At 72.4% G+C, this 11,027-nt stretch carries 15 protein-coding genes and 3 tRNA genes; 8 read left to right on the forward strand and 10 right to left on the reverse strand.

All coding sequences use genetic code 11. The features are described 5' to 3' along the window. The 5 genes from VK640_09725 to VK640_09745 form a co-directional block, all read right to left on the reverse strand. Positions 1-124 (reverse strand): dehydratase (locus VK640_09725; GenBank protein ID HTE73463.1); only part of this gene is annotated, 124 nt, incomplete at its 3' end. Next, positions 124-570 carry a MaoC family dehydratase N-terminal domain-containing protein gene (locus VK640_09730; protein ID HTE73464.1) on the reverse strand — a complete coding sequence of 149 codons (447 nt, stop codon included), beginning with the start codon at positions 568-570 and terminating at the stop codon, positions 124-126. The genes VK640_09725 and VK640_09730, both read right to left, overlap by 1 nt. Positions 571-612: 42 nt before the next feature. Further along, positions 613-780, reverse strand: coding sequence for a 50S ribosomal protein L33 (rpmG, locus tag VK640_09735; GenBank protein HTE73465.1), 168 nt, complete (start codon positions 778-780; stop codon positions 613-615). Positions 781-948: 168 nt separating this feature from the next. After that, positions 949-1,022: transfer RNA gene (locus VK640_09740), tRNA-Met, on the reverse strand. A 48-nt stretch (positions 1,023-1,070) separates the two neighbouring features. Next, positions 1,071-1,143: transfer RNA gene (locus VK640_09745), tRNA-Thr, on the reverse strand. Positions 1,144-1,278: 135 nt separating this feature from the next. On the opposite strand from VK640_09745, the gene VK640_09750 reads away from it, so the two are divergent. Beyond that, a complete protein-coding gene (locus VK640_09750) occupies positions 1,279-2,667 on the forward strand; it encodes a glutamate decarboxylase (GenBank protein HTE73466.1) in 1,389 nt (462 codons plus the stop codon). 95 nt (positions 2,668-2,762) lie between these two features. Here VK640_09750 and VK640_09755 read toward each other — a convergent pair. The 3 genes from VK640_09755 to VK640_09765 form a co-directional block, all read right to left on the reverse strand. Then, positions 2,763-2,847 (reverse strand) — tRNA-Tyr (locus VK640_09755). Positions 2,848-2,902: 55 nt separating this feature from the next. Beyond that, complete coding sequence (locus VK640_09760) at positions 2,903-3,280, reverse strand: hypothetical protein (protein ID HTE73467.1); 378 nt, start codon at positions 3,278-3,280, stop codon at positions 2,903-2,905. Next, positions 3,277-4,557, reverse strand: a complete 1,281-nt coding sequence (locus VK640_09765; protein ID HTE73468.1) for a PspC domain-containing protein — start codon at positions 4,555-4,557, stop codon at positions 3,277-3,279. The genes VK640_09760 and VK640_09765 overlap by 4 nt, the downstream gene beginning before the upstream one ends. Positions 4,558-4,690: 133 nt before the next feature. Here VK640_09765 and VK640_09770 point away from each other — a divergent pair, with 133 nt between their 5' ends. From VK640_09770 to VK640_09790, 5 genes are all read left to right on the forward strand, one after another. Next, complete coding sequence (locus tag VK640_09770) at positions 4,691-5,926, forward strand: PspC domain-containing protein (protein ID HTE73469.1); 1,236 nt, start codon at positions 4,691-4,693, stop codon at positions 5,924-5,926. Continuing rightward, entirely contained in the window at positions 5,923-6,573 is a 651-nt protein-coding gene (locus tag VK640_09775) for a response regulator transcription factor (protein ID HTE73470.1), read from the forward strand. Before VK640_09770 ends, VK640_09775 begins: the two co-directional genes overlap by 4 nt. A 58-nt stretch (positions 6,574-6,631) precedes the next feature. After that, the gene (locus VK640_09780; protein ID HTE73471.1) at positions 6,632-6,994 is read left to right on the forward strand and encodes a cytoplasmic protein; all 363 of its coding nucleotides are present in this window, start codon (positions 6,632-6,634) and stop codon (positions 6,992-6,994) included. Between the two features lie 23 nt (positions 6,995-7,017). Then, entirely contained in the window at positions 7,018-7,506 is a 489-nt protein-coding gene (locus VK640_09785; GenBank protein HTE73472.1) for a YajQ family cyclic di-GMP-binding protein, read from the forward strand. Between the two features lie 71 nt (positions 7,507-7,577). Beyond that, positions 7,578-8,096, forward strand: coding sequence for a hypothetical protein (locus VK640_09790; GenBank protein ID HTE73473.1), 519 nt, complete (start codon positions 7,578-7,580; stop codon positions 8,094-8,096). 2 nt (positions 8,097-8,098) lie between these two features. On the opposite strand, the gene htpX is transcribed toward VK640_09790, so the two are convergent. Then, positions 8,099-8,962 (reverse strand): zinc metalloprotease HtpX, encoded by an 864-nt coding sequence (htpX, locus tag VK640_09795; protein HTE73474.1) that lies wholly within the window; start codon positions 8,960-8,962, stop codon positions 8,099-8,101. A 218-nt stretch (positions 8,963-9,180) separates the two neighbouring features. Then, positions 9,181-10,206, reverse strand: coding sequence for an HNH endonuclease signature motif containing protein (locus tag VK640_09800; GenBank protein HTE73475.1), 1,026 nt, complete (start codon positions 10,204-10,206; stop codon positions 9,181-9,183). Positions 10,207-10,266: 60 nt separating this feature from the next. Here VK640_09800 and VK640_09805 point away from each other — a divergent pair, with 60 nt between their 5' ends. Together VK640_09805 and VK640_09810 are read left to right on the forward strand one after the other, a co-directional pair. Beyond that, positions 10,267-10,560 carry a hypothetical protein gene (locus VK640_09805; GenBank protein HTE73476.1) on the forward strand — a complete coding sequence of 98 codons (294 nt, stop codon included), beginning with the start codon at positions 10,267-10,269 and terminating at the stop codon, positions 10,558-10,560. Then, positions 10,557-10,946, forward strand: coding sequence for a hypothetical protein (locus VK640_09810; GenBank protein HTE73477.1), 390 nt, complete (start codon positions 10,557-10,559; stop codon positions 10,944-10,946). Before VK640_09805 ends, VK640_09810 begins: the two co-directional genes overlap by 4 nt. The last annotated feature ends 81 nt before the right edge of the window (positions 10,947-11,027 follow it).

The raw sequence follows: 11,027 nt of genomic DNA on the forward strand, positions 1-11,027 counted from the left end.
TCCAGTGGATGACGTTGAAGTCGCCGGAGGCGCCGGCGTAGCGCACCAGGTCGGCGCGCCGGATGGTGAAGGTCTGCGCGGGGACGGTGGTGCCGACCTCGACCTCGGCGGGGGACGGGGCCATCAGCCCTCCCCCCGGACGACCAGCGTGGACCGGACCGCGGCGACGTGCTCGCCCTCGACGGTCGCGACGTCGCTGCGCGAGGTGAGCATGTCGTGACCACCGGCCGAGCGGACGGTCTCCAGCGTGACGGTCACAGTCAGCGCGTCGCCGGCGTGGATCGGCCGGGTGTGCTCGAAGCGCTGGTCGCCGTGGACGACCCGGCTGTAGTCGATGCCCAGCTCGGGGTCGTCGACCAGGACCCGGGTCGCTCGGAAGGTCAGCACGAAGGCGAAGGTCGGCGGTGCGATGACGTCGGGGTGGCCGAGCGCCGTGGCCGCCTCGCGGTCGCGGTAGGCCGGGTTGGCGTCGCCGATCGCCTCGGCGAACTCGCGGATCTTCTCGATCCCGACTGCGTAGGGCTCGGTCGGCGGGTAGGTCCGCCCGGCGTACGACGGGTCGATCGGCATGGCGGCGACCCTACGGCCTGGCGCCCGTGACCTCGTGACGGACTAGCGGGTCTCGCGGTGCAGGGTGTGCCGGCGGTCGCGCGGGCAGTACTTCTTGATCTCGAGCCGGTCCGGGTCGTTGCGGCGGTTCTTGCGCGTGATGTAGTTGCGCTCCTTGCACTCGACGCACGCCAGCGTGATCTTCGGACGGATGTCGGTCTGCTTGGCCACGGTGGCTTCTCCCAGCCTTGTCGGGCGGCCCGTGATGGGCCGGGTGCAGTCGTGTCGCTGCGGGTGTTCGGGTCGTGCGGTGTCCTGCGGTTTCCTGCGGTGTCCTGCGGTGTCCTGCGTGTCTTGCAGGTTCGTGCGGTGTCCTGCGGTGACGCCGGGCGGCGTCGGTAGCGGAGGCCGGACTTGAACCGGCGACACAGCGATTATGAGCCGCTTGCTCTACCAGGCTGAGCTACTCCGCCGGGTCGGCCGCCGCCGCACACCGGGGTGCGAGGCGGGCTGCCGTCCAGAGCCCCCTTACGGAATCGAACCGTAGACCTTCTCCTTACCATGGAGACGCTCTGCCGACTGAGCTAAGGGGGCGTGAGCCCGACGAGGATACATGCTCGCCGGGGGCCCCGAAACCGCGCTCGACCGGCCGGCGGCTCATCCGAACCGGGTGATGACGACGCCGCCTCCGGCTGGGAGCGTGACCGGGCCACAGGCTTGGAGGCGGACATGGCGGTCTGGAAGAAGGACAGTGGCGCCGGGCAGGACCTGACGGTGGTCCCCCGGTTCACCCGGGCGGGGATGCTGCAGGTGCCGAAGGACCGGCTGCCAGAGAGCGAGATGCTCCCGCAGACGGCGTACCAGATCGTCATGGACGAGGTGATGCTGGACGGCAACGCCCGGTTCAACCTGGCCACCTTCGTCACCACCTGGATGGACGAGGAGGCCGACCGCCTCTACGCGGCGACCGTCGACAAGAACATGGTCGACAAGGACGAGTACCCGCAGACGGCCGAGATCGAAGCGCGCTGCGTGCGCATGCTCGCCGACCTGTGGCACACGGCCGACGTCGCCGACAGCGTCGGCACGTCGACGACGGGCAGCTCCGAGGGGTGCATGCTCGCCGGCCTCGCGCTCAAGCGCCGCTGGCAGGACGCCCGGCGGGCGGCGGGCCGGGCCACGGACCGGCCCAACATCGTCATGGGCGGCAACGTCCAGGTGGTCTGGGAGAAGTTCGCCAACTACTGGGACGTCGAGCCGCGCTACGTTCCGCTCGAGGGTGACGTCTTCCACCTGACCGAGGACCGGCTGCTGGAGTACGTCGACGAGAACACGATCGGCGTCGTCGCCGTCCTCGGGTCGACCATGGACGGCAGCTACGAGCCGGTGGAGGCGATCTGCGCCAAGCTCGACGAGTACGAGGCGAGCAGCGGGGTCTCCGTTCCGGTCCACGTGGACGCGGCGTCCGGCGGCTTCATCGCGCCCTTCGTGCAGCCCGACGTCGTCTGGGACTTCCGGTTGCCCCGCGTCGTGTCCATCCAGGCGTCCGGGCACAAGTTCGGCCTGGTCTACCCGGGCGTCGGCTGGGTCCTCTGGCGGGACACCGAGCACCTGCCCGACGGCCTCGTCTTCCACGTGAACTACCTCGGCGGCGACATGCCGACCTTCGCCCTGAACTTCTCCCGGCCCGGCGCGCAGGTGCTGCTGCAGTACTACCAGTTCCTGCGCCTCGGCAGGGACGGGTACCGCCTGGTCCAGCAGGCGTGCCAGGACGTCGCGCTGCACATCGCCCGGCGCCTGGAGAAGATGCCGGAGTTCGACGTGATCACCGACGGGAGCGACCTGCCGGTCGTCTGCTTCTCGATCAACGCCGGTGTCACGAAGTACGACGTCTACGACGTGTCCCGCAAGCTGCGCGAACGCGGATGGCTGGTGCCTGCGTACACCATGCCGCCCAACCGCGAGGACCTCGCGGTGCTGCGGGTCGTCGTCCGCAACGGCTTCAGCCACGACATGGCCGACCTGTTCCTGCGCGACCTCGTCACCGCCGTGGAGTGGCTCGACGGGCTCAGCGGCCCGATGCCGCACGAGGAGCAGCCGAGCGGCTTCCACCACTGAGCCGCGAGTCCTCTCCGCACGACCGAGCAGGTGAGATCCGGGACGAGAAAGGGCCCCCGACCCGTGTCCTCCCGGGGTAGGGGGCCCTTCTCGGCTGGTGGCAGGTGAAGGATTCGAACCTTCGTAGGCTAAGCCGACGGATTTACAGTCCGCTCCCATTGGCCGCTCGGGCAACCTGCCGTGCGTGGCCGAGAATATCCGACGGCACCGGGGGGCGGGCAAACCGGACCGGCGGTCACCTCGGGTCCGGTCGGTCCCGGTCCGCCTCGAGCACCACGGTGTCGTCGCTCGGGGTGTCGTCACTCGGGGTGTCGTCGCTCGGGGCGCTCGGGGCGTCGTCGCTCGGGGCGTCGTTCCTCGGGGCGTCGTTCCTCGGGGCGTGGGTGCTCGGGGCGTGGGTGCTCGGCCCTGCTCCGACCGGCACCGGACGCGGCCGGCTGCTGCGCAGCGCACCGGTCAGGCCGGCCAGGCCGATCCCGACCAGCATCGCCGGGAGCAGCCACCGCAGGTCGGGATCGTCGCCCGCGGCGGCACCGATCAGGTGCGTCACTGCCACCAGCAGGAAGACCACGCCGGCGATCAGGGACACCCAGTCCAGCTCGTGACGCTTCATCGCTGCTCCACCCTGACCTCTCCGAGGCCGACCTCGGCGTCGACCTTGATGACGGTGCCGCTCGGCCCACCGCGGGGCTCGGTGCTGGCTGTCACGTCCACGTCCGTCCCGTCGTCCTCCTGGTCGAAGACCATCGCGTGGCCGGCGCCCACCTCCGCGTCGACCGTCACCTCGGCGTCCGACGGAACGAGCACCGTCAGGCTCCCGACACCGACTCGGACGTCAGTGTCGACCGTGCTGCCCGGTGGAACCTGAGTGAGGTCGAGCAGCGCGTCCCCTATGCCGAGCCGGTGCGGCCTCTCGGCCGCGGCGGCCGTCTGAGGGGTCCAGTCCCGCTCGCCGACGCCGCCGGAGAGGCGCTGGTCGGTGGCCGCGGCCACGGTGGTCGCGAGCGCCAGCAGGACCCCGAGCACGATCAAGCCGCGGGCCCGGCCCACGACGGCGCCGACCAGCAGGCCGATCGCCGTGACCCCGAGGGCCGTCCCGAAGACCGCGACCGCCCGGAAGTCGTCCGCGGACCCGTCGTTCGCCACGTTCCACAGCAGCATCAGGCCGACGACGACCAACACCGAGCAGAACGTCACGACGCCGAGGACCGAGCGCTCGCGCGGTGGCTGCGGCGGCCGGGGTGGCACTGGCGGAGGCGGCGGTACGGCGGCGCCGGGCGGCACGGGCGCGGTCGGGCCGGGCGGCACGGGGACGGTCGGCGCGGTGTAGGCGGTGCCGGTGGTCTGCCCGAAGGCGCCCGGCCCGGTGGCTGGGACCGGTGGGGGCACCGGGCCGTACGGCACCTGGCCGGGTGTTCCCGCGGCCGGCCGCTGCCCGTTGCGCAACAGGAGCAGCACGATGACCGCGACGACGACCAGCGCGCCGAGCCCCCCGAGGCCGGGGCCGGTGTCGAGCACCGCGCCCATGAATACCAGCCCCAGGATGAGCACGACGCTGCCGAAGACGACCGTGGACACGGTCGAGCCGTCGGTGTGGCCGCGGACGATCCGCTGGGCCTGCGACTCCTCCTCGCCGTCGTCGGCGATGAGGAGCCAGCCGGCGACGTACAGCAGGATGCCCGAGCCGCCGAAGATGGTCAGCACCACGAAGAGGATCCGCAGGATCAACGGGTCCACGCCGGCGTACCGGCCGAGCCCGCCGGCGACGCCGGCCAGCTTGCGGTCGGTGCGGCTGCGGCGCAGCGTCGCGATCGGCGGGAGGGCGCCGGCGCCGGAGGCGTAACCGGGAGGCGGGCCCTGAGGAGGAGCGGTGGTCTCGTCTGTGCTCATGGGCCCAATCGTGTCCACGGCCGGCCTGCGCCGCATCAGGTGACGCCCCTGGACGCACCCTGAGCGGACCCTGACCGCCGGCTCCGGCGGCGACCCTGATGCGCCTCGCGCGCGCGCGTAGGAGGATCGGGGAGTGAGTGAGCCCGCCGAGCCGATCGCGGCACCCGTGCTGCCCGGCGACCTGCCGGTGCGGCGGATGTACCGCAGCTCGGACGGCCGGGTGCTGGCCGGCGTGGCCAAGGGCCTGGCCGACCACCTCGGCGTCGACGTGCTGTGGGTGCGCATCGCCTTCGTGGTGCTCACCGCCGCCAGTGGGGCCGGCGTGGTCGCCTACGGGCTGTTCTGGGTCTTCGCCCCGCAGAGCCCGTACGAGCCGGCCGGGCAGCCGCGCGAGCGCGGCCGGGACCTCACCATGCTGTTGGCGCTGGGCTCGCTGGCCGTCGGCCTGGTGCTGCTGCTCACCGCCCTGGGCATCGGGCTGAACCCGGGTCTCACGGTGCCCCTCGTGACGGTGTGCCTCGGCGTCGCGATCCTGTGGCGGCAGGCCGACGACGACGCCCGCGAGCGCTGGCGGCAGGCGACGGCGACCTCCCAGGGGCCGGGCATGCTCCGGGCCGGGGTGGGGCTTGCGCTGGTGCTGCTGGGGGCGGCCGCGATCCTGGCCGGCCCGGCCAACGGCGGCGGGGCGGTCGGGGGACTGGTCGCCGCCGCCGTGGTGGCTGTCGGGATCGCCCTGGTGAGCGGTCCGTGGTGGTTGCGGATGGCGCGCGAGCTCAGCGCCGAGCGCAGTGCCCGGATCCGCGAGCAGGAGCGCGCCGAGGTGGCCGCCCACGTGCACGACTCGGTGCTGCACACGCTGACGCTGATCCAGCGTCACGTCGACGACCCGCGCGAGGTCGCCCGGCTGGCCCGCTCGCAGGAGCGGGAGCTGCGCGGCTGGCTCTACCGGCCGGTCGGTGGACCGGGCGGCTCCACGCAGCTCGGCGCGACCCTCGAGGCGGCGGCCGCCGAGGTCGAGGACGCCCACGGGGTCGCGATCGAGGTCGTGGTCGTCGGCGACTGCCCGCTCGACGACCGGCTGGTCGCGGTGCGGGACGCGGCCCGCGAGGCGATGGTCAACGCGGCGAAGTACGCGAAGGGTGCGCCGGTCTCGCTGTACGCCGAGGTCGAGCCCGAGCAGGTCACCGTGTTCGTCCGCGACCGTGGACCGGGCTTCGACCCGGACACGGTCCCTGGGGACCGACTCGGCCTGCGCCAGTCGGTCGTGGGCAGGATGGCCCGGCACGGTGGCCGCGCGATCGTGACCTCGGAGCCGGGCGAGGGGACAGAGGTGCAGCTAGAGATGCCGCGTGACAGGAGCCCGTCATGACCGACCACACCGCCGTCCGGGTGGTGCTCGTCGACGACCACCGGATGTTCCGCAGCGGCGTGCGGGCCGAGCTGGGCGACGCCGTCGAGGTCGTCGGGGAGGCCGAGGACGCCGACCAGGCGATCACCGTCATCAGGGCGACCCGGCCCGACGTGGTGCTCCTGGACGTCCACCTGCCCGGTGGCGGCGGGCGGGCCGTCCTGGCGGCGCTGGTCGCCGAGCTGCCGGACGTACGGTTCCTCGCCCTCTCCGTGTCCGACGCCCCGGAGGACGTCATTTCCGTGATCCGCGGCGGCGCCCGCGGGTACGTCACCAAGTCGATCACCGGGCCGGAGCTGGCCGGTGCCGTGCGCCGGGTCGCCGACGGGGACGCCGTGTTCTCGCCCCGGCTCGCCGGGTTCGTGCTCGACGCCTTCGCTGCCACGACCGACGTCGCCACCGTCGACGAGGACCTCGACCGGCTCTCGCAGCGCGAGCGCGAGGTGCTGCGGCTGATCGCGCGCGGCTACACCTACAAGGAGGTGGGCAAGGCGCTGTTCATCTCGGTCAAGACCGTCGAGACCCACGTGTCCGCTGTGCTGCGAAAGCTGCAGCTGTCCAACCGGCACGAGCTGACCCGATGGGCGACGTCGCGCCGGCTGGTCTAGGGGCTGGCCGGGCGACAGGCACTCGCGCCGGCGAGGTCTGCTGGTCGACACTGCTCCCATGAGCGACGAGGTCGAGCAGGACCCGGTCGTCACCGACCCGGACAAGTACCGCGTCGTGTTCGAGAACGACCGGGTGCGCGTCCTGGAGTACGTCGACTCCCCCGGAGCACGCACCAGCCCGCACGGCCACCCCGACAGCGTGATGGTCACCCTGTCGTCGTTCCGGCGCCGCCTGCACCACGAGGGTGGGACCCGCGACGTCGAGGTCCCGGCCGGGCTCGCGACCTGGCTGCCCGCGCAGCAGCACAGCGGGGAGAACACCGGAGACAGCCCGACCCACACCGTCTTCGTCGAGCTGAAGGAGCCCGCGCACGGTGGAGAGGCCCAGGCCGGTGAGGCCGTCGGCCCGGACCTGGGCTGACCGCGTCGTATACCGTGCCGCGCATGGCTGACTCGTCCTTCGACATCGTGAGCAAGGTCGACCACCAGGAGGTCGACAACGCCCTGAACCAGACCGCCAAGGAGATCTCGCAGCGCTTCGACTTCAAGAACGTCGGGGCGTCGATCAAGTGGTCCGGCGAGGCGATCCGGATGGAGGCGAACAGCGAGGAGCGGGTCAAGGCCATCCTCGACGTCTTCGAGACCAAGCTCATCAAACGCGGCATCTCGCTGAAGTCGCTGAAGAAGGGCGACCCGACACTGTCGGGCAAGGAGTACTACCTGGTCTGCGAGATCGAGCAGGGCATCTCGTCGGAGAACGCCAAGAAGGTCTCGAAGCTGATCCGCGACGAGGGCCCGAAGTCGGTCAAGGCGCAGATCCAGGGCGACGAGCTGCGGGTGTCGTCGAAGAGCCGCGACGACCTGCAGGCGGTCCAGGCGATGGTCAAGGGCGCCGACCTCGACTTCGCGGTGCAGTTCGTCAACTACCGATGAGGTAAGAGCCGGCGAACCATCGACCGCCCGAGGGCGTCGTCCCTACATCGACTCTTCGTCAGGGGGACGGCATGAATCGTTGGCTCTTCCTTCCCGGTGCGCTGGTCCTCGGACTCCTGGTCGGCACGCCGTCGACTGCGTCGGCGGCCACCGTCACGTCGGAGTTCGCGTTCGTCAACGGCCTGCTGCAGGCCCAAGGCGTGGACTGTGACCGCACCGTCTACTACGTCTGCGGCATCGGCACCTTCGATGGTCGGGCCGCTGTCAGCCGGGTGGAGTACCCGACCGACCAGCGGCTGCTGCTCGACCAGGGGTGCGCGCTCTACGACACCGTGGAGGTCGTGACGCTGGTGGACGGGAGCGGCGAGCTGGTCATCGCGCACGACGACGCCCTGCTGTGCGGCCCCAACCCGAACTGGCTGCTGCACGCATCGCCTTCGTCGTTCGGCAACCCGTTCCGCGTGACCTCCGACTGGACCGTCGTGGACGGTTCCGGCGCTTACGAGGACACCTCTGGCACCGGCACCTGGTCGGTCAGGTGGGCCGGCGGCGCCGGGTCGGGCGGGCACGTCGGGGTGCTCACCGACTGACGTCAGCGCTGGTAGCCGGCCATCTGCTCGAGGCGGGCGATCCGCTCGGCCATCGGCGGGTGGGTCGAGAACAAGCTCGACATGCCCTCGCGGCGGAACGGGTTGGCGATCATCAGGGAGCTGGTGGTCTGCAGGTTCGGCTCGGGCGGCAGCGGCAGGGCACGGGTGCCCATCTCCAGCTTGCGCAGCGCGCTCGCCAGGGCGAGCGGGTCGCCGGTCACCTGGGCGCCCGAGGCGTCGGCCTGGTACTCGCGGGACCGGCTGATCGCCATCTGGATCAGGCCGGCCGCGACCGGGCCGAGGATCAGCACCGCGAGGGCGCCCAGCGGGCCGGGACCGTCGTCGTCGCTGCTGCGGCCGATCGGCACCAGCCAGGCGATGTAGCCGAGGTACATGATCACGCTGGCCAGCCCGGCAGCCACAGAGCTGATCAGGATGTCGCGGTTGTAGACGTGGGCCAGCTCGTGGCCGAGCACGCCTCGCAGCTCGCGCTCGTCGAGCAGGCCGAGGATCCCCTCCGTGCAGCAGACCGCAGCGTTGCGGGGGTTGCGCCCGGTCGCGAACGCGTTGGGCGCGTTGGTGGGCGAGACGTAGAGGCGGGGCATCGGCTGGCGGGCGGCGGTCGACAGCTCGCGGACGATGCGGTACATCGCGGGCTGCTCAGCCTCACTGACCGGGCGGGCCCGCATCGACCGCAGCGCCATCTTGTCGCTGTAGAAGTAGGCGATGCCGTTGGTGACCAAGGCGATCACGAACGCGATCGTCAGCCCCGCAGTGCCGCCGAGCCACTGCCCGACGAGCAGGATCAAGCCGGACATGAGTGCGAGCAGGACGGCGGTCTTGACGCCGTTCGCGTGGCGGTGCACGTGTTCCTCCGCAGGGGTCGGGTCTCCGACCGGTCAACGCCTCCCAGGAGCGCGCCGTTCCCGGGACCCGATCGTCCCATCTCCCGCCGCACGCACGTGAACGCGTGCTCACGGCGGGCAGGCGCCGGTCCGGTGAGCAGTCAGCTCCCCGCACCGGTCAAGCCGAGATCAGGTGAGCGGCAAGCCGCCGCCGTCGTCAGGTGAGCGGGTGCTGCGCGTCAGCTGAGCGGTGGGTCGGTTCCGGTGGTGTAGGTGCGGCCCAGCGGGCTGGTCCAGGTCTTGAGGCCGGTGTCGGGGTGGTAGCGCAGCGTCCAGCGGCCGTGGGTCTTGGCGTTGTGGTGCTGGCGGCACAGGGGGCCGAGGTTGATCGCGACGGTCCGCCCGTCGGGCCGGCCGAAGTTGACGACGTGGTCCCAGTCGCAGTCCTGGGCCCGGCGTGAGCAGCCGGGGAAGCCGCAGACCCGGTCCCGGGCGGCGAGGAAGGCGGTCATGTCCGCGCAGGGCCGGTAGGTTCGCGCGCCGCGGTCGATGACCTGGCGGGTGCCGGGGTCGGTGGTCCAGCGGACCCAGTCCCGGTCGGCGGCCATCGCCCGGGCCAGCCCGGCCGGGACGGCGCCGTAGCCGGGGATCACGCCGGGGTTGGCGGCCAGCCCGAGGGCGGTGGGCAGATCCAGCACGACCGCGGCGACCTGCTTGCCGCCGCACGAGCACCGCGGCAGGTACCGGGACGACCGACCGCCCACGCTGGCCCGCAGCAGCTCCAGCACCGCCGCGTCCACCGTCGCCCCGTCACCGGCGGAGCCGTCGCGGACCGCAGCATCGAATCTGGTCTGTCCCTCGTCGGTCTCGAGCTGGCGGATGAGGCGGGCGGCGGCACCGGGGCCGAGCAGGGCGTCGATCACCGAGTCGACGCGCAGGGTGTCCAGGCCGGTGCCGACGTCGTCGCCGGCGGCGCGCAGGGCGGCCCTGGATGCCCGGGCCCGGCGGGTCACCTCGGCCCACATGTCGCCCTCGAGGTGCGCCGGCATGGACATCGCCCAGGAGGCCATCGAGTCGGGTTGCCCGAGGCGGTCGATCCGGCGGCCCCTGGCGGCCTGCGCAGCGCGCTGGGCAGCGCCGTCCGGGTCGACGGTGACGACCGCGGCCTGCACCGCGCGGCGGGACTCGGCGGCGGTGCGGTCGGCCATCGTGGGCAGCACCCGGGCCTGCACGGCGGCGGCCAGCGGGTCGGGCAGCTCGCGCACCGCAACCGCCAGGTCGGCCGCCTACCGCCAGACACCTCCCCGCGGGCCAGCGCGGCCAGCGTGTCACCGAGCCGCTCGGTCAACGCCAGCGCGACCTCGGTGCGCTCCGCCGCGGTGCCCGGCGCGAGTCGCAGCGCAGCCCCGACCTCGTGGCGGGCCTCGATGCCGGGCAGCCCGAAGGACGCGGTCGCCTCCGCCACCGACGCGAGGGCACGCTGCTGCTCGCCGGCCACCATCGCCAGCACCCGCTCCCAGCCGCGGATCAAGTCCACCCTCGCCGCGCCGTCCAGCACCTGCGGGTCGATCCCGGCCAGCACGGTGACCGCCGCCACCAGGCCGACCGGCTCACCATGAACGTCGACGCCCTCAGCCACCCGCGCCACCATCACCGCCGGATCCGCGCACACCTCCCCCTCGGCCCTCGCGAACCGGTCCCCGGTCGCGACCCGGTCCGCGGTCTCGACCCGGTCGACGGCCGCCGCTTGGTCGGCGACCCGCACACGGTCGAGGCGCAGGAGATGGTCGAGGCGCCGGAGACGGTCGAGGTCGGCCCGGTCGACGCCGTCGATCAGATCGCGGTCGTCCGGGACCTCGGCCAGGTGGTCCCACAGACCGGCCGGCTCCTCGGGCAGCACCGGCTCCCAGCCCTCGAACGGGTCCGCGGGAAGCACCGGCTCCGGCGCCAGCGCCCAGTCGGGCGGCCACCAGGCCGGCTCGGCCAGCGCCAGGGCACCGGCTGACCCCGCCGCCTCGGTCACCCCACCCACCGCCCGCATAACTCGAACGTATGTTCGAATACTACCAGGTGTCCGGTCGCCGCC

The sequence above is a fragment of the Actinomycetes bacterium genome, assembly GCA_035489715.1.
Lineage (GTDB): Bacteria > Actinomycetota > Actinomycetes > JACCUZ01 > JACCUZ01 > DATHAP01.

Coding starts and splice junctions, on each gene's coding strand:
- VK640_09775 (HTE73470.1), top strand. CDS start 5,923: ATGACCGACCACACCGCCGTCCGGGTGGTGCTCGTCGACGACCACCGG.
- VK640_09730 (HTE73464.1), bottom strand. CDS start 570: ATGCCGATCGACCCGTCGTACGCCGGGCGGACCTACCCGCCGACCGAG.
- VK640_09760 (HTE73467.1), bottom strand. CDS start 3,280: ATGAAGCGTCACGAGCTGGACTGGGTGTCCCTGATCGCCGGCGTGGTC.
- VK640_09810 (HTE73477.1), top strand. CDS start 10,557: ATGAACGTCGACGCCCTCAGCCACCCGCGCCACCATCACCGCCGGATC.
- VK640_09790 (HTE73473.1), top strand. CDS start 7,578: ATGAATCGTTGGCTCTTCCTTCCCGGTGCGCTGGTCCTCGGACTCCTG.
- VK640_09785 (HTE73472.1), top strand. CDS start 7,018: ATGGCTGACTCGTCCTTCGACATCGTGAGCAAGGTCGACCACCAGGAG.
- VK640_09765 (HTE73468.1), bottom strand. CDS start 4,557: ATGAGCACAGACGAGACCACCGCTCCTCCTCAGGGCCCGCCTCCCGGT.
- VK640_09750 (HTE73466.1), top strand. CDS start 1,279: ATGGCGGTCTGGAAGAAGGACAGTGGCGCCGGGCAGGACCTGACGGTG.
- VK640_09780 (HTE73471.1), top strand. CDS start 6,632: ATGAGCGACGAGGTCGAGCAGGACCCGGTCGTCACCGACCCGGACAAG.